17 protein-coding genes are annotated in these 22,990 nt (G+C 73.8%); 12 read left to right on the top strand and 5 right to left on the bottom strand.

Annotated elements, in window-relative coordinates; translation table 11 throughout:
- Positions 1-792: winged helix-turn-helix transcriptional regulator (locus tag ACPOLA_RS15185; RefSeq protein ID WP_435771278.1), on the bottom strand; the 792-nt coding region annotated here is incomplete at its 3' end.
- Between the two features lie 107 nt (positions 793-899).
- On the opposite strand from ACPOLA_RS15185, the gene ACPOLA_RS15180 reads away from it, so the two are divergent.
- Entirely contained in the window at positions 900-2,069 is a 1,170-nt protein-coding gene (locus ACPOLA_RS15180) for an acyl-CoA dehydrogenase family protein (protein ID WP_435771277.1), read from the top strand.
- Between the two features lie 74 nt (positions 2,070-2,143).
- Here ACPOLA_RS15180 and ACPOLA_RS15175 read toward each other — a convergent pair whose 3' ends face one another.
- Complete coding sequence (locus tag ACPOLA_RS15175; protein WP_435771276.1) at positions 2,144-2,719, bottom strand: hypothetical protein; 576 nt, start codon at positions 2,717-2,719, stop codon at positions 2,144-2,146.
- Between the two features lie 397 nt (positions 2,720-3,116).
- Here ACPOLA_RS15175 and ACPOLA_RS15170 point away from each other — a divergent pair, with 397 nt between their 5' ends.
- On the top strand, positions 3,117-5,276 hold the full coding sequence (locus ACPOLA_RS15170) for a DEAD/DEAH box helicase (RefSeq protein ID WP_435771275.1): 2,160 nt from the start codon (positions 3,117-3,119) through the stop codon (positions 5,274-5,276).
- 19 nt (positions 5,277-5,295) lie between these two features.
- On the opposite strand, the gene ACPOLA_RS15165 is transcribed toward ACPOLA_RS15170, so the two are convergent.
- Entirely contained in the window at positions 5,296-6,273 is a 978-nt protein-coding gene (locus ACPOLA_RS15165) for an MsnO8 family LLM class oxidoreductase (protein WP_435771274.1), read from the bottom strand.
- A 137-nt stretch (positions 6,274-6,410) separates the two neighbouring features.
- Here ACPOLA_RS15165 and ACPOLA_RS15160 point away from each other — a divergent pair, with 137 nt between their 5' ends.
- Positions 6,411-6,893 carry a nuclear transport factor 2 family protein gene (locus ACPOLA_RS15160; protein ID WP_435771273.1) on the top strand — a complete coding sequence of 161 codons (483 nt, stop codon included), beginning with the start codon at positions 6,411-6,413 and terminating at the stop codon, positions 6,891-6,893.
- A 204-nt stretch (positions 6,894-7,097) separates the two neighbouring features.
- Complete coding sequence (locus tag ACPOLA_RS15155) at positions 7,098-8,612, top strand: adenylate/guanylate cyclase domain-containing protein (protein ID WP_435771272.1); 1,515 nt, start codon at positions 7,098-7,100, stop codon at positions 8,610-8,612.
- Positions 8,613-8,657: 45 nt separating this feature from the next.
- Here the strand turns inward: ACPOLA_RS15155 and ACPOLA_RS15150 are convergent, their stop codons facing one another.
- Positions 8,658-9,248: a TetR/AcrR family transcriptional regulator gene (locus ACPOLA_RS15150; RefSeq protein WP_435771271.1), complete on the bottom strand. Its 591-nt coding sequence runs from the start codon at positions 9,246-9,248 to the stop codon at positions 8,658-8,660.
- Between the two features lie 76 nt (positions 9,249-9,324).
- Between ACPOLA_RS15150 and ACPOLA_RS15145 the strand changes: the two genes are divergently transcribed.
- From ACPOLA_RS15145 to ACPOLA_RS15130, 4 genes are all read left to right on the top strand, one after another.
- Positions 9,325-10,761, top strand: a complete 1,437-nt coding sequence (locus ACPOLA_RS15145) for an MFS transporter (protein ID WP_435771270.1) — start codon at positions 9,325-9,327, stop codon at positions 10,759-10,761.
- 199 nt (positions 10,762-10,960) lie between these two features.
- Positions 10,961-12,220 carry a DUF445 domain-containing protein gene (locus ACPOLA_RS15140; protein WP_435771269.1) on the top strand — a complete coding sequence of 420 codons (1,260 nt, stop codon included), beginning with the start codon at positions 10,961-10,963 and terminating at the stop codon, positions 12,218-12,220.
- A 43-nt stretch (positions 12,221-12,263) separates the two neighbouring features.
- Entirely contained in the window at positions 12,264-12,509 is a 246-nt protein-coding gene (locus ACPOLA_RS15135) for an RNA-binding S4 domain-containing protein (RefSeq protein WP_435771268.1), read from the top strand.
- An 86-nt stretch (positions 12,510-12,595) separates the two neighbouring features.
- Positions 12,596-13,003 (top strand): MmcQ/YjbR family DNA-binding protein, encoded by a 408-nt coding sequence (locus tag ACPOLA_RS15130; RefSeq protein WP_435771267.1) that lies wholly within the window; start codon positions 12,596-12,598, stop codon positions 13,001-13,003.
- Here ACPOLA_RS15130 and ACPOLA_RS15125 read toward each other — a convergent pair.
- Positions 12,996-13,367 (bottom strand): FKBP-type peptidyl-prolyl cis-trans isomerase, encoded by a 372-nt coding sequence (locus tag ACPOLA_RS15125; protein ID WP_435771266.1) that lies wholly within the window; start codon positions 13,365-13,367, stop codon positions 12,996-12,998. The two genes, ACPOLA_RS15130 and ACPOLA_RS15125, sit on opposite strands and share 8 nt — an antisense overlap.
- Before the next feature lie 89 nt (positions 13,368-13,456).
- Here ACPOLA_RS15125 and ACPOLA_RS15120 point away from each other — a divergent pair, with 89 nt between their 5' ends.
- Genes ACPOLA_RS15120 through ACPOLA_RS15105 form a run of 4 tightly spaced genes read left to right on the top strand, consistent with a single transcriptional unit; the run spans position 13,457 to position 22,983 of the window.
- The gene (locus ACPOLA_RS15120; RefSeq protein ID WP_435771265.1) at positions 13,457-14,314 is read left to right on the top strand and encodes a PP2C family protein-serine/threonine phosphatase; all 858 of its coding nucleotides are present in this window, start codon (positions 13,457-13,459) and stop codon (positions 14,312-14,314) included.
- Positions 14,311-15,378 carry an FHA domain-containing protein gene (locus tag ACPOLA_RS15115; protein WP_435771264.1) on the top strand — a complete coding sequence of 356 codons (1,068 nt, stop codon included), beginning with the start codon at positions 14,311-14,313 and terminating at the stop codon, positions 15,376-15,378. The genes ACPOLA_RS15120 and ACPOLA_RS15115 overlap by 4 nt, the downstream gene beginning before the upstream one ends.
- A 1-nt stretch (position 15,379) precedes the next feature.
- On the top strand, positions 15,380-16,840 hold the full coding sequence (locus tag ACPOLA_RS15110) for a serine/threonine-protein kinase (protein WP_435771263.1): 1,461 nt from the start codon (positions 15,380-15,382) through the stop codon (positions 16,838-16,840).
- Positions 16,837-22,983, top strand: coding sequence for an Ig-like domain-containing protein (locus ACPOLA_RS15105; RefSeq protein ID WP_435771262.1), 6,147 nt, complete (start codon positions 16,837-16,839; stop codon positions 22,981-22,983). Before ACPOLA_RS15110 ends, ACPOLA_RS15105 begins: the two co-directional genes overlap by 4 nt.
- The last annotated feature ends 7 nt before the right edge of the window (positions 22,984-22,990 follow it).

Genomic DNA, 22,990 nt, shown 5'->3' with positions numbered 1-22,990 from the left:
GGCGGCCGTCGTCCCCGGCACGTCGACGGGGGCCGCGGGGCCGGCAGCGGACACGCCCTCGCGAGCGGCCCGCTCCGCGCTCTCCCGGGCGGCGCGCTCCGCGGCCGCACGGTCGGCGCGCTCACGGGTCACCTCCGCCCACGGGCTCCACAGGAACCACCGGGGGAGCGCGTTCGTGAGTCGTCGCGGCCCCTCGACCACGACCGCGCCGTCGTCGACGGCCTCCCGCCAGGTGCGGTAGCCCTGGAAGACGTCGGCCAGCGCGCCGGTCGTGGCGGTGACCACCACGTCCACGTCGAAGCCGGGGCGTTGCAGGCACACCGACACCTCGTGCCGCTCCATCACCAGCCAGATCGTGGTGGCGGTGGGCGCGGTGTGGCGGAACTCGACGATGGTCCGGTCGACGGGCAGGCTCGCCGTGGCGACCCGGCGGTGCATCCACCACATCAGCGTGGTCGGCGAGACCTCCTGCGGCTGCAGCTCCTCGAAGAGCCACTCGATCGCCCACCGTCCCAGGCTGTCGAGAACCCGCTCGAGGTCCTTCCCGGCCGGGGTGAGGTGGTACTCGTTGCCCCGGCCGCTCGCCGCCGGCCAGGTGTGCAGGACGCCCTTGCGCTCGAGGTGGCGCAGGCGCTGGACCAGCAGCGACCGGGAGATGCCCGGCATGGCGCGCGCGATGTCGTTGAAGCGGGTGTTGCCGAGCACCAGCTCCCGGATGATCAGGGGCGTCCAGCGGTCGGCCACCACTTCAGCCGCCATCGACACGGGGCAGTAGTTGCCGTAGTCGGGCATTGGTCCATGTTCCTCCCTCCGGCGCCTCGGCGATACCCCTTCGCCCGGACTGGACCGGTCACGTTTGTGGACTAGCAGCGGCCGCCGGCCGGACGGACAGTGAGGCCATGACCACCATCAGCACCCCGACGAGCGGCACGACCGCCGTCGCCGACCGCGAGCCCGGCCGGGCGCCCGGCTCGCGCCTCCTCGACAAGGCAGCCCAGGTCGCTCCTGTGCTCGCCGCCCACGCTGCCCGCCACGACGTGGCCGGCACCTTCGTGTCCGAGTCGTACGACGCCCTCCGCGACGCCGGTCTGCTCCGTGCCGCCGTGCCGGTCGAGCTCGGTGGCGACGGCGCCACGGTCGCTGAGCTGACCGCCCTGCAGCGCGAGCTCGGGCATCACTGCGGGTCCACCGCCCTCGCCAGCGCCATGCACCAGCACGTCGTCGCGTTCACCGCCTGGCGCTACCGGCGCGGCCTGCCCGGAGCCGAGGCGACGCTGCGCCGGGTGGCCGAGGAGAACGTCCTGCTCGTCTCCACCGGGGGCGGCGACTTCACCCACCCGCACGGTGAGGCGGTGCCGGTCGAGGGCGGCTACCGCGTGACCGGGCGCAAGCGGTTCGCCAGCCAGTCCCACCACGGCACCGTGCTGTCCACGATGTTCTGCCTCGACGACCCCGAGCAGGGGCGGCGGGTGCTCAACATGGCGGTGCCGGTCGCCGCCGAGGGCGTCACCGTGGCCGACAACTGGAACACGCTCGGCATGCGCGGGACCGCCAGCAACGACATCGACCTGGTCGACGTCTTCGTGCCCGCCGAGAAGGTCCTCGCCAACCGCCCCTTCGGCGTGGTCGACCCCCCGCTCCAGGTGATCACGAGCGTCGCCTTCCCGATCATCTGCGGCGCCTACCTCGGCGTCGCCGAGGCGGCGTACGACGCCGCGGTCGCCGCCGCGGGTCGCAAGGCCGGCGACGCGGCGACGCAGCGGCAGGTGGGCGTGATGCGCACGCGGCTCCAGGTCGCGGCGTGGGCGCTGGACGGCGCCCTCGCCGCGGTCGGCGACGACCCGGCGCCCTCCTACGACACCTTCCTCGCCGTGATGGCGGCGAAGGCGGAGGTCGCCCGCGCCGGCGTGGCGGTGTGCGACGTCGCGATGGACGTCGCCGGGGGCGCCGCCTTCTTCAAGGGCTCGGTGATCGAGCGCTGCTACCGCGACATCCGGGCGGCGAAGTTCCACCCGCTGACCCCGGAGGAGACCCTCGCCGCGGTGGGCCGGCACGCACTCGGCGCCTGATCCCGACGCGCCGGCCGGGTCCCCGCCGGACCCGGCCGGCCCAGGGATCGGCTCAGGATCGGCTCAGTGCCGACTCAGGGCCGGATCACCCCGGCGTCGTACGCCTTGAGCACCGACGCCTTGTCGGCGGCGGTGATGTCGCCGTCCTCGACCGCCTGGTCGAGGCGCTCGGCGAGCTGCTCGCGGTGCTCGGCGGCGTGCGCGGACCGGACCGTGCTCAGCGCGTCGGTGACCTTGCTCTCGGCGACGCCGAGCTCGTCGGCCAGGGCCTTGGCGAACGCCGCGTCCCGCGCGTCGCGCTCGGCATCGGTCGGCGGCGTGCGCCGGTCGTCCTCGCCCGAGGCGGCCTCGCCGGCTCCGTCCGGGCGCAGCTGCTCGCGGACCTCGTCGAGCGCGCTCTCCAGCTCGTCCTGGTCCACGCCCAGCGCGGCGGCGAGATCGGCGGTGTCCCCGAAGCCGTGTCCGAAGCCATGCCCCGGGCCGCCCGCCGGACGGTCGCCGTCGCCCCGCCCGAACGCCGACGCCTGGGACGCCGCGCCCGCGTCGGTGGCTGCTTCCTGCGCGGTGGCCGACAGCGTCGCTGCCGTGACTCCGCCGGTGACGGCGCCGGCGGCCAGCAGTGCGGCCGCCCTGATGCGGTACTTGCTCACGTGTGCTCCTCTCGGGGCCCGCTCCCTGCGGGCCTGCCGCCACCGTGCGGGGCGACGCTGGGTGGAGGCTGCGCCGCGGCTGTGGCCCACCTGTGACTCGGCCTGTGACTCGGCCTGGAACTCGGCCTGTGACCCGGCCTGTGACCCGGCCTGTGACCCGGCCTGCGACTCGGCCTGCGACTCGGCCTGGGATCCCACCTGGCCTTCCGTCGGCGCCGCGCGTCCGGTGGTGCGGTACCTGCGCCGGCGTCCGGGTGGTGCGCTAGTCTGGAGACCACCGCCGGACCCCCGTCACGACCGAGGGACGCCCTCCGGCGAGGAGCACCCGATCGGCGCCCTCCCGCAGCAGCGCGAGCCGCCGGCGACCTGCGGATCCGTCCGCATCGGAAGGACACCTGTGGCTCGAGGAAGCCAGCGGGGCACGACGCAGCAGCGTCGTGGCCAGCAGCCGCGGCAGCGCCGCAACGAAGAGGGGATCATCCCCCAGCTCGCCCGTGCCGTGCGCGAGGTGGAGGCGGCGGTCGCCCGACGCTCCGCCATGCCGGAGGTGCGCGCCAAGTTCCAGGTGGTGGCGCTGCTCGCCCGCGAGGAGCGGGCGCGGGTCAAGGCCGACGAGTCGATCTCCGACAGCAAGCGGGGCGAGGAGCTCAAGCGGCTCGACGGGATCGCGACGATCCTCGCCCAGACGGCGGCGCGCGACAGCACGCTGTTCACGCTGCTCGACGAGAACGCCGAGATCTCGGAGTCGGCCAAGGCGATGCGCCGGGAGCTGCTGCGCAAGGCCGGCGTCGACGAGCCGGAGCCCGAGCCGGAGCCGGAGGCCGAGGAGGCGGAGACCGGGCTGGCGGAGCGCCGGCCGATCCCGCTGTCGGTCCAGGCGCGTCAGCTCTCCAACCCGTTCCTGGTGCCCGACTTCTCCCACGCCCGGGCCACCGCCCGGCCCCGTCGCCTGGCGGGGTGGGAGCTGCTCGAGCCGCTGTTCCGGTCCTTCGAGCGGGCGGCGCCGGACGCTCCGGCCTGCATGCCGCTGCCGGACGCCGACGAGCTCACCTCGCTGACCGGCCGGCACGCGCCGCTCGGCCGCGAGCTGATGCCCCACCAGGCGCAGCTGGTGGGTGCTGCGGCGATGGGGCACCGGACCTTCCTGCTCGCCGACGAGCCCGGCCTCGGCAAGACCGCGCAGGCGCTGCTCGCCGCCGAGGCCGCCGAGGCGTTCCCGCTGCTCGCCGTGGTGCCCAACGTGGTGAAGACCAACTGGGCCCGCGAGGTGGACCTCTGGACGCCGAACCGCCGCGCCACGGTGGTGCACGGCGACGGCGAGGACGTCGACGGCTTCGCCGACGTGTTCATCGTCAACTACGAGATCCTCGACCGGCACGTCGGCTGGCTCGCCAACCACGGGCTGCGCGGGATGATCGTCGACGAGGCCCACTACATCAAGAACAAGACGTCCCAGCGCTCCCAGAACGTCCTCCAGCTGTCCGACAAGATCCGCTCTCGGATCGCCCGGCCGCTGATGATGGCCCTGACCGGCACCCCGCTGATCAACGACATCGAGGACTTCCGCGCGATCTGGCAGTTCCTGGGCTGGATCGACGAGGTGCTGCCGCAGGGCGACCTGATGGAGGCGCTGGAGGAGATCGGCCTCACCCCGGCCGACCCGGGGTTCTACCCCGCCGCCCGCCGGGCCGTCGTCGAGCAGGGCATCGTGCGACGCCGCAAGATCGACGTGGCCGCCGACATCCCCGCCCGCCGCATCGCCGACATCCCCGTCGAGCTCGAGGGCGAGGCCGGGCGCTCGATCCGCAAGGCCGAGCAGGAGCTGGCCCGCCGCATGGTCGAGCGGTACGACGCCGCGCTCTCCACGCGCCGCAGCGGCGCCGTGGTGGAGGGGATCGACCACGAGCTGGTCCGCCGGGTGGCGACGTGGGAGCGGGAGGACACCTCCACCAAGACCGGCGAGAACGTCTTCGAGATGCTGCGCCGGATCGGCCAGGCGAAGGCCGGCCTCGCGGCCGACTACACCGCGCAGCTGGCGCGCAACGTCGGCAAGGTCGTGTTCTTCGCCAAGCACATCGACGTGATGGACCTGGCGGAGCGGACCTTCGCCGAGCGCGGGATCCGCTACAGCTCGGTGCGGGGCGACCAGACCTCGACGGTGCGCCAGAAGCAGATCGACGCCTTCGTCAACGACCCGGACGTGCAGGTGGCGGTCTGCTCGCTCACCGCGGCGGGCGTCGGGCTGAACCTCCAGGTCGCCTCCAACCTGGTGCTGGCGGAGCTGTCGTGGACCGACGCCGAGCAGACGCAGGCGATCGACCGTGTGCACCGGATCGGCCAGGCGGAGCCGGTCACCGCGTGGCGGGTGATCGCGACGCAGACCCTCGACGTCCGGATCGCCGAGCTGATCGACAAGAAGGCCGGCCTCGCAGCGCGGGCGCTGGACGGCGCGGGCGAGGAGGTCGAGGGCGTGGCCATCGACCTGCAGACCGAGGCGCTGGTCGCCCTGCTCACGGCTGCGCTGGAGGCGCGGGAGGCACGGGTGCCTGCGTTCTGAGCGACGGGGCGCGGGCGGGTCAGCGCACGATCTCCCGCAGCAGCAGGTCCGAGGCGAGGAGCGCCTCGCGGTCGTAGGTCGAGGTGCTGGAGAGCACCTCGTCCGCCCCGGTCCGCTCGACCAGCCGCTCGAGGTGCCGCCGCACGGTCGCCGGGCTGCCGGCGGCCGTCCGCGCGAGCGCGGCGTCGATCCGGCGCTGCACCTGCGCCGGCCAGCTCCGGTCGCGGATCGCCGCCACGGAGTCCAGCGGTGGGAACTCGCCGGTCTGTCGGGAGACCGCCATCGCCCACGCCTCGGGCAGGGCCAGCTCCCGCGCGGTCGCGTCGTCGTCGGCGACGACCAGGTCGAGCGAGACGGTCACCCACGGCGCGCTGGCGCGGTGGGGTCGGAACTCCCGGCGGTAGCGCTCCAGCAGCTCGGGCAGCTCGTCGGCGTCCAGCACCGGTCCTCCGACGACGACGGGCAGGCCGAGCCGCGCCGCGACCTGGATCCCGCGGCCGGTCGCCAGCAGGTGCATCGGCACCGATGACCGCCCGTGCTGAGTTGCCGGTCTGGCGGTCACCGGCGCCGTGCCCTCCAGGTAGTCACGGAGCTCGGCCAGGTCCTCCGCGAAGGAGTCGGCGGCGTCGAGGTCGCGGCGGAGCGCGCGCCGGACCGGCGGCGTGAAGCCGAGGGATCGGCCCAGTCCCAGGTCGACCCGGCCGGGGTGCAGCGCGTCGAGGACGAGAAACTGCTCGGCGACGACGAGCGGCTGGTGCAACGGCAGCATCACGCCGCCCGAGCCGATCCGGATGCGCGACGTGCGGCCGCCGATCGCGGCCAGCAGCACGGCCGGGCTGCCCGACGCGATGCCCGGCACGGCGTGGTGCTCGGCGACCCAGAACCGCTCGTAGCCGACCCGCTCGGCGTGCTCCGCCCGGGCGATCGTCCCCGCCAGCGCCTCGCCGTCGGGCGCGCCCGCACGGGTGCGGGAGCGGTCCAGCAGCGACAGCCTCATGGCCGGTCAACGCGCCTCCGGCCGCCCGCCTTCCCCGGCCCGGTGCGGCGTACGGCGCCCGCGCGACCACGAGCAAAGCCGCTCGAGTTTCCGGCAGGCTCTCCTCAGCGCGGTAGAACACGTTCTAGGCTGCCCGCATGGACCTCGTCGCGATCGAGCAGATCAAGCGCCTCAAGCACCGCTACTTCCGCACCCTGGACCTCAAGCTCTGGGACGAGTTCGGGGACTGCCTGGCCGAGGACGTCACCGCGCGCTACGGCACCCAGGCGATGGACAAGCCGCTGCACTACGACAACCGCGCCGACGTGGTGGCCTTCATGTCGGAGAACCTCGGCCCCGGGATCATCACCGTCCACATCGCCAACCACCCGGAGATCGACGTCGACGGCGACACGGCCACCGGCTCCTGGGCGTTCGAGGACACCGTGATCGTGCCGGACTTCCAGGTGCAGATCCGCGGCGGCGGCTACTACGTCGACAGCTACCGCAAGGACCCTGACGGCGCCTGGCGGATCGCGTCGACGAAGTACGAGCGGATCTACGAGGCGATGACCTCGCTGAAGGACACGCCGAGCTTCCAGCTGATCGCCAACCGCTGGGACCCGTCGCTGAAGCACTGACCGCGGCGGTCTCCCCGGCGGGTCCGTCGTGCCGGCGGGTCCGTCGTGCCGTCGTGCCCCTCGTGCCGCTCGGCGCCGTCTAGACCTGTCGCCAGCGTCGCAGGCCGCCGGGCGATTTTGCCCGCGGTCCTCCTTGTGGCTCCCGACGTCCGGGACGATGCTGGGGGAGGGGCGGGGTTTCCGCGGTGCGGAGGAGTGAGGCCCATGCGACCCAAGACCGGCTACGCCCGCAACGGCGACATCCGGGTCGCCTACCAGGTCGTGGGCGACGGCCCGGTCGACCTTGTGATGACCCCCGGCTACGTCTCCCACCTGGACCTGTGGTGGATGCTCCCGGAGACCACGCGCTTCATGCAGCGGCTGGCGTCGTTCTCGCGGCTGATCCTCTACGACAAGCGGGGCACGGGCCTCTCCGACCCGGCCCCCGGACTCCCCGCCATGGAGGAGCGGATGGAGGACCTGCACGCGGTGCTGGACGCTGTCGGGTCCTCGCACTCGGCGCTGCTCGGCTTCTCGGAGGGCGGGCCGCTGAGCCTGCTGTTCGCCGCGGCCTACCCCGAGCGCACCACCGCGCTGGCGCTGTTCGGCAGCTTCGCCCGCTTCCCCTCGGCCGAGTTCTTCCCCGAGCTGATCCCCCGGCGCAACGAGATCCTGGCCGCCTTCGCCGAGATCCATGAGAACTGGGGCGAGGGCCGGATCCTGGACCTGTTCGCTCCCGAGCTGGCCGGGGACCGCGCCACGCGGGAGAGTCTCGCCCTCTTCGAGCGGCTGGCGGCCAGCCCCGCCATGGCGAGTGCGCTCATCGACGCGGCCGCCCAGATCGACGTCACCCATGTGCTCTCGTCGATCACCTGTCCGACGCTGGTGCTGCACCGGGTCGACGAGCCGCTGCCGGTGCAGATGGGCCGCTACCTGGCCGACCGGATCGCTGGCGCCCGGATGCTCGAGCTCCCCGGCACCAGCCATCTCCCGTGGCTCGGCGAGACCGAGCCGGTGCTCGACGCCCTCGAGGACTTCCTCACCGGAGCCCACGCCCCGCGCGACGCCGACCGGGCCCTGGTCACGCTCCTGTTCACCGACATCGTCGACTCGACCGCGGGTGCCGCCCGCCTGGGGGACACCCGGTGGCGGTCGCTGCTCGAGCGCCACGACGCCCTCGTCGCGCGCGAGGTCGGCCGCGCCGGGGGATCGGTCGTCAAGACGCTCGGCGACGGCGTGTTCGCGCGGTTCGACGGGCCGGCGCGGGCGATCCGGGCCGCCCACGGCATCGTGCGGGCCGCGGCCGACGAGCTCGGCGTGGACATCCGCGCAGGCGTGCACACCGGTGAGTGCGAGCTGCTCGGCGACGACCTCGGCGGCATGGCCGTGCACCTCGGGGCCCGCATCGCCGCGAAGGCGCGCGGCGGCGAGGTGCTGGTCTCGGCTGCGGTCCGCGACCTGGTGCTCGGCTCGGCGATCGAGTTCGAGGACCGCGGGGTGCACGACCTGAAGGGCGTGCCCGGTTCCTGGCGGCTGCTGGCAGCCCTCGAGGGACGCCCGGTCGCGCGGCGCGCGCCGGGCCCGACGTACGCCGTGGCGCCGAACGCGGTGGGCCTCACGCCGGTGGACCGGGCCGTGGCCAGGGCGGCTCGCGCGGGCCGGGCCTCACCCCGGCTGGGCCACCAGATCACGCGGGTGCTGAGCCGCACCGCGGTCGCTCGGGCGGTGCCCCGCGACTGACCGGGGTCGGCGGCAGGCCGGGGCCTCCTCAGGCCGGTGGCCCGCCTAGCGGCCGGCCGGCGTGATCAGCTGCTGGATGGCGGGGCCGTAGGTGTCGACGAGGTCGCCAGGCTCGGCCGCGGTGAGCACCGGGTCCTGCTGGAGGTAGAGCATGCTCAACAGGCCGCCCACCTGGGCGACCAGGAGGGCCACCCGCAGCTCGCGGTGGGCGCCCTCGAGCCGCGGCGCCAGCGGCGCGACGAAGCCCTCGGCCGTCTGCCGGTGCAGCTCCGCGCGGACCTGCGGCCGGTGGGCGGCCTGCACCAGCGCGACGTACCGCTGGGGGAAGCCGGTGCTCGGCTTGTCGACGAAGTAGCCGACGAGCCGGCGTCCCATGCCCTCCAGCGGACCCTCGACGACCGTGCGGACGCCGGTGGCGGTGTCGACGCAGCGCAGGAAGAGCGCCTCCTTGGTGCCGAAGTGCCGGATCACCAGGGCCGGATCGACGCCGGCCGTCGCGGCGATCGCGCGCACCGACGTGCTCTCGAAGCCGCGCTCGGCGAAGAGCGCCCGGGCGGCGTCCTCGATCGCCGCCCGCGTCGCCCGGCCCGCGGGGCGCAGGTGCCGGGCGTCGGCGGTCGAGGAGGTGCTGGTCACGGGACTCACCGTACGACGTCCCCCGCGGTTGTCAACGGTGTTGACAGCCCTGGGGTCAACGCCGTTGACTCCTCCGGTGACCACGACCTCGTCCGGGGCCGTCCCCGCCGCCACGCTCCCCGCGGCGGGCCGGCACTCACCCCTGCTCACCGTCGTCGTGCTGTGCTTCGGCGGGCTCACCGCCGCGCTGACCCAGACGATGGTCATCCCGATCCAGGGCGAGCTGGGCCTGCTGCTCGGCACCAGCGAGGCGAACGCGTCGTGGGTGGTCACGGCGACCCTGGTGGCCGGGGCGGTGGCGATGCCGATCGCCGGACGCCTCGCAGACCTGTTCGGCAAGCAGCGGGTGCTCGCGGTCAGCGCCGGCGTCCTGGTCGCCGGGTCCGTGGTCTGCGCGGTCAGCGACACGCTGGCCCCGATGCTGGCGGGCCGGTTGCTGCAGGGCCTCGCGATGGGGTTCATCCCGGTCGGGATCGCGCTGATGCGCGAGGTGACGCCGCCGCGGCTGACGGCGACCGCGATGGCGGCGATGAGCGCCACCCTCGGGGTGGGCGGCGCGATCGGCCTGCCCCTGTCCGCCTGGATCGTCGAGGACTACAGCTGGCACACCCTGTTCTGGGTCGCCACCGGGCTCGCCGCCGCCGTCGCGGTCGCCGTCGTGCTCCTCGTCCCGCACGTGCAGGACGCGGTCGGCGGCCGGTTCGACGCTGTGGGTGCCTTGGGCCTCGCGGTCGGCCTGGTCGCCCTGCTGGTCGCCATCACCAAGGGCAACGAGTGGGGCTGGGCCGAGGGGCGGACCCTCGGCCTGCTGGTCGGTGGCGTGCTGGTGCTGCTGATGTGGGGCGGCTACGAGCTGCGGGTCGGGGACCCGCTGTGCGACCTGCGGGTCAGCGCGCGCCGCCCGGTCCTGCTGACCAACCTCGCCGCGATCGCCATCGGGTTCGGGATGATGGCCCAGGCGATCGTCGTGCCGCGGCTGCTGCAGGCACCGGTCGAGACCGGCTACGGCCTGGGTCAGTCGCTGCTGGAGACCGGCCTGTGGATGGCGCCGGGCGGCCTGGTGATGATGGCCTTCTCCCCGCTGTCGGGGCGGCTGATCCGGGTGCTGGGCGCCCGCCGGACGCTGATGATCGGTGCCGCGGTGCTCGGCACCGGCTACCTGTCCGCGGTCTTCCTCACCGCCGCTCCCTGGCAGCTCATGGTCGCCTCCTGCATCACCTCGGCCGGCGTGGGGATCGGCTATGCCGCGATGCCCACGCTGATCCTGGAGTCGGTGCCGCCGACGGAGGCTGGCTCCGCCGTCGGCATCAACGGCCTGATGCGGTCGATCGGGACGAGCGTCTCGTCCGCCGCGATGGCGGCGATCCTCACCGCCTCCACCATCGACCTCGCGGGTCATGCGATGGCGAGCGAGGGCGCCTACCGGGTCTGCTTCGTGGTCGGAGCGACCGCCGCCTTCGGCGGGATGGTCCTCGCCGGCCTGGTCCCCGCACGGCGGCGCACGACGGCCTGACCCGGCCCCGATCTGCGCGAAGCGCGGAACCTCCGGGGCCCGCCCTCGTTGAATCTTCACAAGGCGATCGGTCCGGCCCTGCACGGCCGGGCGGGCGCCGGGGGCGGGTTGCGGCGACTGGGGGGTTCCGCGACTCGCCCCCGCCGGCGTCCGGTGCCTCGTCCCGGGGCCTCAGCCACCTCTGCGCGAGGATGAGCGGGTGTCCGGCCCACTTCTGCCCTCCGACCCGTCCGCAGACGCGATCCGCAGGAGCGCGCTGCGGCGGATGCGGACGGTCGCCGTGTCCCTCCTGCTCCTGGCGGCCGCCGTCTACGTCCTCACGATCGGGGAGGACGGGGTCTGGGGGTTCGTGAACGCCGGGGCCGAGGCCTCGATGGTCGGCGCCATCGCCGACTGGTTCGCCGTCACCGCGCTGTTCAAGCATCCCCTCGGCCTGCCGATCCCGCACACCGCGCTGGTGCCGAAGCGCAAGGACGACCTGGGCAAGGGGCTCGAGGAGTTCGTGGGGGAGAACTTCCTCCAGGAGGACATCATCCGCGAGCGGGTCCTCGCGGTGGGTATCGCCCAGCGGGTCGGCGACTGGCTCGCCGTCGAGGCCAACGCCGAGCGGGTCGTCACCGAGGCCTCCGACCTGGCCAGGATCGGTCTGAGCAAGGTGCGCGAGGACCACATCGAGGCCCTGGTCACCGAGGCGCTGGTGCCGCGCTTCCGGGAGGAGCCGATCGCGCCGCTGCTCGGTGGCCTGCTGGCGGAGGCGCTGCGCGACGACCTGCACCACGGGCTCGTCGACCTGATGCTCCAGGAGATGCACGGGTGGCTGCTGGCCAACCCCGAGACGGTGCAGGAGGTGCTCGGCGAGCGGGCGCCGTGGTGGGCGCCGGAGGGGCTGAACAACTACGTGACGGCCCGGCTGCACGTGGAGATGGTGCGGTGGGTGGGCGAGATCCGCGGCAACCCCGAGCACCGTGCGCGGCGGGCGCTCGACTCGATGCTCACCAAGCTCTCCACCGACCTGCTCGAGGACCCGGACACGCAGGCACGGGCGGAGCGGCTCAAGGAGCGGATGCTCGACCACCCCGCGGTGATCGGCACCGCCATCTCGCTGTGGAACGCGCTCCGCAAGGCGCTGGTGACCTCGCTGGCCGACCCGGAGGGCGCCGTACGACGCCGGCTGATGGTCGAGGCCGCGGCGGCGTCGGCGCGGCTGCGTTCGGACGCCGCCCTTCGCGACCGGCTCGACACCATGGCGGCCGACGTGGCGGTCTTCGCCGTCGACCGGTACGGCGCCGAGCTCACGGCCGTGATCACCCACACCATCGAGCGGTGGGACGGCAAGGAGGCGGCCCGCCGGATCGAGCTGCACGTCGGCCGGGACCTGCAGTTCATCCGGATCAACGGCACCATCGTCGGAGGCCTGGTGGGCCTGCTCATCCACGCGGTGTCCTTGTCCGTCCACTAGCCGGGCCTCGCGGCCGCGAGCGCGACCCGCCTAGGCTGGCGGCATGCCGGAGCCCGTGGACGTCCAGGTCAGCGAGGGAACGATCCGCCTCGGCCAGTTCCTCAAGCTCGCCAACCTGGTGGAGTCCGGCGCCGAGGCGAAGCCGCTGATCGCGGGCGGCATGGTGCGCGTCAACGACGAGGTGGAGACCCGCCGCGGACGGCAGCTGCGGCCGGGCGACGTGGTCACTGTGGCTGCCCAGTCCGCGCGGGTCGTCGAGGGAGAGATGGCCGACGACTTGCCCTGGTGACCGTGAGCCGCCCGGAGCCGTCCCGATGAGTTCTGGACAGCCCGGCGGTCGGCCTGGCAGGTGGTCGAACGGGGACGGAGGCCGGCATGGCGACGATCGAGGACGTCGGACCGCTCGGCTCCGAGCTCGAGCGCTCCTACCCCGTGCGGGTCCGCGGCCGGCTGAAGTTCCGGGTCGGTCAGATCGTCTACGTGGCGTTCTCGCTCGACGAGCAGGTCATGGGCTTCGCGTTCCCCAGGGAGGAGCGGGCCGCGCTGGTCGCGGCCGAGCCGGACAAGTACCGGATGCCGCGCCCGTCGGAGCTGCGGTTCAACTGGGTCGACGCCGATCTGGCGGCGCTGGACCCCGCCGAGGCCCGCGAGCACGTCGTGGACGCGTGGCGGCTCGTCGTCCCCAAGAAGCTGTCGGCCGCCTACGACCTGGCACACCCCGAGGGGCCCGGCCGGCCGGGTCGGCCGGGTCAGCCGGGCCGGCCGGACGCCGCGCTCAGCTGACACCGAGCAGGTCGACGACGAAGATCAGCGTCTCGCCGGGCTTGATGACGCCGCCGGCACCCCGGTCGCCGTAGCCCAGCTGGGGCGGGATGACGAGCTGGCGGCGGCCGCCGACCCGCATGCCCTGCACGCCGCTGTCCCAGCCCTCGATGACCTGTCCCACGCCGAGCCGGAACTGCAGCGGGTTGCCGCGGTTGTAGGAGGCGTCGAACTCCTCGCCGGTCGAGTGGGCGACGCCGACGTAGTGCACGGAGACGGTGCTGCCGGCGGTCGCCTCCGCGCCGTCGCCGACCGTGATGTCGGTGACCACGAGGTCGGTGGGCGGTTCGGGGTCGAAGAACTCGATCTCGGGCTTCTGGCTCATCCCGTCAGCCTACGCGGGTAGGCTGCGGCCGGAACTGCCCCCACAGTGCCGGACCTGGCCGGGGCATCGGCATTCTTGGGAGTCGAACGGTGCGGGTCAACGCGACGGGCGCGGACTCTTGGACCGCGCCGGACGGCACGACCCGGCTCCGTCACGCCACGGCGAGCCACCCGGGGCACGTGCGCTCGGTCAACGAGGACTCCTGGCTGGTGCTGCCGCCGGTCTTCCTCGTCGCCGACGGCATGGGCGGCTACGCACGGGGCGACGTCGCCAGCCGGCTGGTGGTGGAGTCCTTCGCGCCGATCGCCGCCCGTGGCGAGGTCCAGCCTGCCGACCTCGACGCGGCGATCGAGGCGGCGCGGCGCAAGGTCGCCGCGCTCGCCGCCGAGTTCACCTCCGCGCCCGGGTCGACGCTGGTCGCCGCCTGCTACGTGCTGGAGGACGGCCACGGCTACTGGCTGCTCGCCAACATCGGCGACTCCCGGGCCTACGCCTTCACCGACGGGATCCTCGACCAGATCTCCAAGGACCACTCCGTGATCCAGGAGCTCATCGACGCCGGAGCCATCACGCGTGAGGAGGCGCTCGGCCACCCCCAGCGCCACGTCGTCACCCGGGCCATCGGCGGCCGGGCCGACTCGGAGGCCGACTTCTCGCTGGTGCCGGCGGTGCGTGGCTCGCGCCTGCTCCTGTGCTCCGACGGGCTGACCTCGGAGCTCTCCGACACCGCGATCGCCCACATCCTCTCGGAGTGGCTGCCGCCCGCGCAGACGGCGAGCACGCTGGTGGAAGCGGCCGTGTCCGCCGGGGGGCACGACAACGTCACCGTGGTGGTCGACGTCGACGGCGAGGCCAGTGGTGCCGGGGCTGCCGGGGCCGCCGGTGCCGCCCGGGCGGACGGCGCTCCGGTCGAGGACACCAGGCCGACCCGCGGAGGACGGCCATGACGGCGACCTACCGCGTCGGGGAGCTCCCGACCATCGTCAGCCGTGACGCCGTCGTCCTCACCACGCCGGACCGGCTCGCCGAGGTGGTCGCCCTCGACGGGCGCGACCTCGAACCGCTCACGGTCGTGGAGGTCCTCTCCCGCGGCTCCCTCGGCGACCTCCCCGACTTCGTCGCCGCCCGGGTCGTGGACGGCGAGGTCCGGGTCGTGGTCCGCGGTGCCTTCGCCGTGCGCACCGGCGACGTCGCCGTCGACGGCCGCGGCGTGGCGACCTGGACCGAGCTGTCGATCCCGCTGGCCGGAGGCGCGGCGGTCGAGGTGGTGCCGCTGGCCGGGCCGGCCCGACCGGTCGGGCGGGCCGACGGCATGGCACTTCCGCTCGCCGCCGGGGTGGTGCGCAGCGCCGGTGTCACCTGGACGCCGTCGGCGCCGACCGCGCCGGCAGCCCCACCGGTGGCCGGCCCGGCCCCCGCGGCCGTCGCCGCCCCGGCCGACGAGCGGACGGTGGTCCGCCAGGGCAGCCCGCCCCCGGCCGCGACGATCCCGCCGCCACCTCCGCTGCCTGCCCTCGGGGGCTCCGGCGAGGCCGGAAGGGCCGGAGGAGCCGACCCCGACCACGACGGGCGCACGATCACGCCCGCCCAGCTGCAGGCCCTCCGCGGCGCGCCGGGCCGGCCGGGCGTCGTACCCCCCGCGGCGGGGAGGCCGGCCAGACCGGGCAGGCCGGTGGTCGCCGTCGCCCTGTCCAACGGCCGGGTGGTCCCGGTACGACGCCGGGTGCTGATCGGCCGCAGCCCCCGGATCCAGCAGGTCGGTGGCAGCGCGAACCTGCCGGCCCTGATCACCGTCGACGACCCCTACGTCTCGAGCACCCACCTGGAGGTGGCCGCGGACGGCGGCCGGGTCACGGTCACCGACCACTCCACGAACGGCACCCTGCTCGCCCGCCGCGGCGGCGTACCGGTCCAGCTCGACGCGGGGGTCCCCACCGAGGTCGCCGTCGGCGACGTGCTCACGCTGTCCCGCGGGCTGACCGCCACCCTGGTGCCCGCCGGGGAGGAGTGAGGTGCACGCTCCCGAGATCCCCGGCTTCACCTTCGTCGACCTGGTCGGCGAGGGCGGGTTCGCCGACGTGTTCCGCTACCAGCAGGAGCTGCCGGCCCGGCAGGTCGCGATCAAGGTGCTGCGCAGCGGCAGCGACCCGGCGGCTCTCGAGCTGTTCAAGGCCGAGGCCAACGTGATGGCCCAGCTGTCCAACCATCCCTCGATCGTGCCGATCTACCAGGCCGGCGTCAGCTCCGACGGGCGGGCGTTCCTGGTCATGGAGTTCTGCCCGCCGCCCCACGTGGCCCAGCGCTACCGGCACCGGCCGCTCCCCGTCGCGGAGGTGCTGGACATCGGGGTCCGGATCGCCAGCGCGGTCGAGACCGCGCACCGGGCCGGCGTGCTGCACCGCGACATCAAGCCGCACAACATCCTCACCAGCACCTTCGGGGTGCCGCTCCTCACCGACTTCGGGATCGCCTCGGTGGTCAGCGACGCGGGCGCCGGCGGGCAGGGCCTGTCCATCCCGTGGTCACCGCCCGAGGCGCTCGCCAGCGACAGCCACGACGTGCGCAGCGACGTCTACTCGCTGGCGGCGACCCTCTACTCCCTGCTGCTGGGACACTCTCCGTGCGAGCGACGCGACGCCCCCAACGACAACGCGACGCTGATGTCGCGGATCGAGCGGGGCGAGCTGACACCCCTGCGCCGTCCCGACGTGCCGGCATCGCTGGTGTCGGTGCTGCGCCGCGCCCTGTCGGTGCCGGTGGACAAGCGGCCGAGCTCCGCGATGGCACTCGGTCGGCAGCTGCAGGACGTGCAGATCGAGCTGCGGCAGTCGCCGACCAGGCTGGAGGTGATGGACGCGTCGCCGTCGGCCCTCGGCGAGGAGCAGCCCAACGACGCGCGCACCCTGATCCGGCCCGTCTCGGTGGTGATCCCCGCCGGCGACCTCGGGCCGGTGGCGCTGCGGGCACCGGCTGCGGGCGAGGCCGACCCGCCGGCCGCGACGCCCGCCGGCTCCGCCGGCCGCACACCACAGCGTGCCGAGCCGCGCGGACCGGGGCGGCTGGGCCGCGTGCTGGCCGGGACCGCCCTCGTCGCGCTGGTCGCCGCCGTGGCGCTGGCCCTGCTCCTCGGCGACGACGGCGGCGAGGGGCCCGGTGCCGGACCGGTGCGGGGCGAGGGGCCCGCGGACCCGGTGGAGCTGATCGACATCCCGGCGGCCCCGGTCGTGACGTCGTCCGGCGGCGGCACTCGCTGGACGTTCCGGTGGAAGCAGGACCAGCCCCGGGAGGGCGACGAGTTCAAGGTCGTGCTCACCGGTGACGGCGCACAGCAGCAGGCGCCGGAGTACACCACCGCCCGGCGCAAGGCGGTGACGGTCGCGCGCGGCCGCACCGTCTGCGTCCGCGTCTCCCTGTCCCGCCAGGGCGCGCCGCCGTCCGCGCCGTCCGAGCAGGTCTGCGTGGTGGGCCAGTGACGGCGGCGCGGCGCCGGACGGCCTCCTGGACCGCGCTGGCGGTGCTGATGGGCACCCTCGTCGTGCTGGCGCTCCGCCACGACGGCAAGCCGTTCACCGAGGTGGAGCTCAACGACGGCGGCGTGTGGGTCACCAACCGGGAGGACGGCCTCGTCGCCCGGCTCAACCCCCAGATCAAGGAGCTGGACCTCGGCGTCGACTCCGGCAGCGCCGAGTTCGACATCTTCCAGCGCGCCACGAGCCTCTACCTCGACGACGCGTCCTCGGATCGCGCCGTCAAGGCGGTCGACATCCCGCGCGCGGCGGTGCTCGACCCCACCGCGCTCCCCACCGGTGCGCGGGTGTCCCACGGTGGCGACACGTTCGCCATCGTCGACGCCGTCTCCGGGAAGGCGTGGGTACGACGCGCCGACCGCCTCGACGGGTTCTCGCCGAAGACCACGCAGCCGGACGCGACGGAGGCCCTGGCCGCGGCGGTGGGCACCGACGGCCGGGCCTACGTGCTGGGCCGGCGGGGCACGGTCACGCCGTACACCTTCGACGCCGACGGCATCGCCGTCGCCGGCGACGCTCTCGACCTCGGTGACGACCTCGGCACGGACCCGGCCATGGTCGCGCTCACCGTGGTCGGCGAGACGCCGGTCCTCTTCGACCGCACGACCGGCGAGCTCGCCCGCCCCGGAGCGGACCCGGTCGTCGTCGACGCGGCCGACCCCTCCGCCGTCCAGCTCCAGGTGCCGTCCGACGGGGGCGAGGAGGTCTACGTCGCCACCTTCGACGGGCTGTACCGGACGCCTCTGGGCGGTGGCGACCTCGCCAAGGTCAGCCGCGGGCCGGTCGGGGGTGCACCCGCCGCCCCGGTCGCGATGACCGACAGCCGGTGCGTGTACGCCGCGTGGGCGGATCCCGGCTCGCCCCACAACTACCTGCGCGACTGCGCCGACGACTCCTTCGACGACACCGCCCCGATCCCCGCGATGCAGCCCGGGGCGGAGCTGCAGTTCCGGGTCAACCGCGACGTCGTGGTGCTCAACGACACCTTCACCGGCGACACCTGGCTCGTCCAGGACCCCGGCAAGGCGAAGGTCGACAACTGGCCCTCGGTGGACCCGCGCAACGAGAACCGCTCCAAGCTCAAGGAGGTCACCGAGGAGGTCCCCGACCAGGAGAACCGCCCGCCCGAGCCCGAGGACGACGAGCTGGGCGCCCGGCCCGGCCGCTCCACGGTGCTTCCCGTCGTGGCCCTCAACGACCACGACCCCGACGGCGACATCCTCAGCATCTCCAAGACGCAGCACGTCAGCGGTCCCGAGCTCGAGGTGAAGATCGTCGGCGGCGGCACCCAGCTGCAGGTCAGCGTCCCGGCCGACGCCCGGGGCACCTCGAGGTTCCGCTACTACGTCACCGACGGGCGCGTCAACGAGGAGCGCTGGGCGGAGGTGTCGCTGCAGATCCGGGAGGACTCGCAGCACGCGAAGCCGCAGCTGATGCCCGAGCGGGAGCCGCGGCTCGCGGTCGCCCGCGGCGCCACCGCCAGCCACTACCTGCTCGCCGACTTCTACGACTTCGACGGGGACGACCTCACCCTGACCGACGCCACCGCCCGCGGCGGGGAGGTGGAGTTCCGTCCCGACGGGACCATCACCTTCAGCGACACCGGAGCCGGCGGCGGGGTCACCGAGATCCAGTACACCATCGAGGACGGCCACGACCGGCTCGTCGGCAAGCTCCCCGTGCAGGTGCTGGGCGACACCGCTCCGCCGGAGCTGGTGCCCGACCTCGCCTCCGGGGTCGCCGGAACCGCGATCGTGGTCCAGCCGCTCACCAACGACCGGAACCCCGAGGGCCGCGAGCTGACCCTCAAGAGCGTCAAGGTGATCGGCAACGACGCCGGCACCGAGGTCACCCGGGACCTGGAGTCCGGCACGTTCACCTTCCGCTCCGACAAGGCGAGGAGCTACTACCTCTCCTACAGCGCCCACAACTCCTCCGCCACCCGCTCCTCCGTCGTCCGGCTGGACATCGAGTCGCCGCCGAAGGACAACCGGCCTCCCGTGGCCGTGGGCGACAAGGCCGTGATCTCCCCGGGCGGCACGGCCCAGGTCGACCTGCTGCTCAACGACCTCGACCCCGACGGCGACGTCCTCGTCGTCAAGCGGATCGGCCGTCCCTCGATCCCGGGTGTCAAGGTCTCGGTCGTCGACAAGCGCCTCGCCGTGATCAGCTCCGCGGCCGACTTCGCCGGCCAGCAGGCGACCGTCGACTACGTCGTCTCCGACGGGCGCAGCTCGGTGGTGGGACACCTGGTGGTCGCCCAGCGCCAGTCGACGCAGGTCAACCGGCGTCCGGTCGCCAACAAGGACCAGGTGACGGTGCGTGCCGGGTCGGTGACGTCGGTCCCGGTCCTCGCCAACGACTCCGACCCCGACGGCGGCAAGCCGCGGCTGTTCCAGTCCGACCTGATCAACGAGCAGGAGCTCGACGTCTGGGTCGCGGGCGACTCCCTGCGCCTGCGCGCGCCGGAGAGGCCGGGGAGCTACTCGGTGATCTACGGCGTCCGGGACACCGACGGGTTCAAGGCCACCGCCGAGGTGGCCATCTTCGTCGTGGCCGACTCGGCGAAGAACAACCACGCCCCGGTGCCCCAGCCGATCATCGAGCGCGTCATCAGCGGGCGCCCGAAGGTGATCCCGGTCGACACGACGGGCGCCGACCCCGACGGCGACGCGGTGGCCTTCCGCGGCGTCCTCACCGCGCCGTCGTTCGGCCGGATCGTGGACACCGGCGTGGACTGGATCCGCTACGAGGCCTTCGACGGCAGGACCGGCACCGACTTCTTCCAGATCCTCGTGCAGGACAAGTACGGCGCCACGGGCGTCGCCGAGGTGCGGCTGGGCGTGGTGCCGCAGGAGGAGGAGAACCAGCGACCCGTCGCGCTCGACGACAGCGTGCTGGTCCAGCCGGGGCGGACCATCTCCTACAACGTGCTGACCAACGACGTCGATCCCGACGACGACCCGCTCCGCATCGAGGGACTCAACTCCACCGTCGACACCCGTCACGAGAACGGGTTCGTCGAGGTGGCCGTCGGCGAGGCCCCGGAGGAGGGTGTCGCCGCCACCAACATCGGCTACACCATCCGCGACGGGGCCGGTGCGGAGGACAACGCCGTGCTGAAGGTGTCCGCCAGCCGCAGTGCGCCCTTCTACGCGCCGATCGCGCACGACGACGTCGCGGAGCTCGGCGACATCATCGGCCGGGAGCCCGGCGCCGAGGTCGAGGTGGAGGTGCTCGGCAACGACGTCGACTTCGACGGCGCCAAGGCCGACCTCCGGGTCGTCGACTGCGACGCCGGCAGCAAGGCCGACTGCGAGGTCGTCGGCGGCTCGACGGTGCAGGTCGAGCTGACCGCCGAGGACCAGGTGGTGCTGTACCGCCTCGACGACGCCGACGAGGAGTCGCCGGCCACCTTCGGCGTCGTCTTCGTCACCGGCACCGACAACGTGCCGCCGCAGCTGACGACCGACGCCGACCGGATCCCGGTCGAGACGGTCGCCGGCGAGCCGGTCGTCCTCGATCTCGCGGAGCTCGTCGTCACCCGGGCCGGCCGCGAGCCGCGGATCGTGCCGGACTCCACACCCACGGCGGTGAACGGCGTCGTCCGCCCGGTCGAGGACGCGCCGACGTCGCTCGAGTTCACGCCCACCCGCGGCCACGTCGGCACCGCATCGGTCACCGTCGAGGTGACCGACGGACGGAGCGCGGCGGAGGACGCGGCGCTGAGCTCGCTGCTGACCATCCCGGTCGACGTCGAGCCGGCGGGCAACGTGGCTCCCACCATGCGCGACGCGGCGGTCGAGGTGACGACCTCGGGCGATCCCGCGGAGGTCGACCTGGCCGGCCTGACCCGGGACGCGAACGACGGCGACCTGGCCGCGATGACCTACCGCGTCGCGGCCGCGGCGGACGGCCTCGAGGCGGACATCGACGCGGGGACGAGCATCCTGGCCGTCGAGGCGGCCAGTGGCGCCGAGGACGGCCAGACCCTCGAGGTCGACGTCGTCGCCGACGACGGGAAGGGGGGCCGGGCCGAGGGCACGGTCACCGTCGAGGTGGTCGACAGCGACCGACCGCTGCTCCAGGTCCCGGTCATCAACGTCACCGCCGAGCGCGACCGGCGGATGGAGGTCGACGTCGCGGACCACGCCGTCAACCCGTATCCCGGCGAGCCGATCGAGGTCCGCGACCCCCGGGTGGAGGGCGGCGGACGGCTCACCGGCCTCGAGGCGGACGGGTCCACCGTCGCCTTCACACCGACCTCGTCGGGGACGTCGACGATCAAGCTGACCGTGGCCGACGCGTCGGGCGACCGCAGCCGGGAGGTGGTCGGCCGGATCAACGTCACCGTGGTGGCCGAGCCGGACGCGCCGTCGCGGCCGACGGTGTCGTCGGTCGAGGCGTCCTCGGCCGTGCTGTCGTGGCGCGAGCCGGCGGACAACGGCGCCGCCATCACCGGCTACGAGGTGTCCGGCTCCGACGGCTTCGAGCAGACCTGCCAGGCGACCACCTGCCGGCTGCTGGACCTCACCCCGGGCCGGACCTACACCTTCACCGTGCGCGCGGTGAACGCCGAGGGTCGCAGCGAGCCGAGCCCGCCCTCGGAGCCGGTCGAGCCCAACAAGGCACCCGACCTGATGGCGCCGCCCACGATCGTGGTCGCGGCCAAGCCCACCGGCACCAGCATGGACCGCAGGCTCACCGTGCGCTGGACGCCACCGGCCAACGAGGGCTCCGAGATCACGGCGTACGAGATCAAGGAGGCGGGCAGCGCCAAGACCTGGCAGGCGCCCGGCAACGCGACGTCGATGACGATCCCGGGGCTGACCAACGGCACGCCGTACGCCTTCGAGATCCGCGCGGTCAACGAGGTCGAGCCGCGGCGGCAGTTCTCCGGCGCCTCCCGGGCCGTGGCTCCGTTCGGCGTCCCCCTGCGGTCCGGCGTCGCTCCGCGCCTCACGGCCAGCGAGGCCGACAGCTACACCCAGCGCCCCTGGGTGCGGATCGAGTGGCCGAGGTGGACGGAGTCGCAGAGCAACGGCAACCCGGTGTCCGGCTACACCATCACCTGCGACGGGTGCGCGCGCTCCACCTACGTCGTGGACGGCTCCACCACGTCGAAGACCTTCGACGAGACCGACGGGATCCAGAAGGGGCGGACCGTCACCTTCACCGTCGCCGCGACCAACGACGCGGGCACCAGCGACCGCAGTCCGAGCGCGTCCGGCCGGCCGTGGACCAGGGCGGGACCGGTCCGCAACCTGCGCGAGGTGGGGGAGTCCCCGGCCGACCGCACCGCGCGCATCGCCTGGGACCCGCCCGCGGACGACGGCGGCCTCCCCGTCCGCCACTACGTGCTCGAGTCCAGCACCGGCTGGCGCACCACGGTGGGGTCGGCACCCGGCGACCGGGGCGCCGCGATCACCTTCCCCAGCAACGGCACCCACGCGATCAGCGTGTGGGCGGTCACCTACAACGGCGACCGTGCGATCACCGGCGACTCCGCGCCGTTGGGCGACATCCAGACGTGGGGGAGGCCCGACCCGCCGAGGACGGGGGACACCAGCAGCAACAGCTTCTACAACATCCACCTCCAGCTCTACGCCGGCGCCGGGAACGGCATGGACGTCTCGGGGCTGCAGGTCAGCGACGACGGCGGACAGACGTGGGTCGACATGGGCTCGGGCCAGGCCTACCAGGGCGAGGTCGCCGAGGGCGGCTCCTCCCGCGCGATCAAGGCCCGGACCGTCTCGGAGGCCGACGACGAGCGGAGGTACAGCGAGGTGGTCACCCTGACCGGGACCTCGAAGCAGAAGGAGCTCAGCATCCGGTTCGCGAACTGCCAGCTCCACGGTGCCTGCGCCATCGCCGTCCACGGCGACGGGTTCATTCGTGAGGACCGCCCCGCGCACGCCAACCTCGACGGGCTGACGGCCTTCAAGCCCGACAACTGCGGCAGCCTCACCCAGACGGTGAACGGCAGGTTCGACTACTGGGTCGGCGGCAGCAACCGGTGCTGGTTCACCGGGAGCGGCAGCGCGTTCGTCGTCTCGAGCCAGTTCCGCTCCAACACCCTCACGCGGTAGCCGACAG

Origin of the sequence: Nocardioides proteolyticus (genome assembly GCF_051280635.3) — a bacterium.
Lineage (GTDB): Bacteria > Actinomycetota > Actinomycetes > Propionibacteriales > Nocardioidaceae > Nocardioides.
The sequence above is the reverse complement of the archived record's forward strand: the minus strand, read 5'-3'. Positions and strand labels throughout refer to the sequence as shown.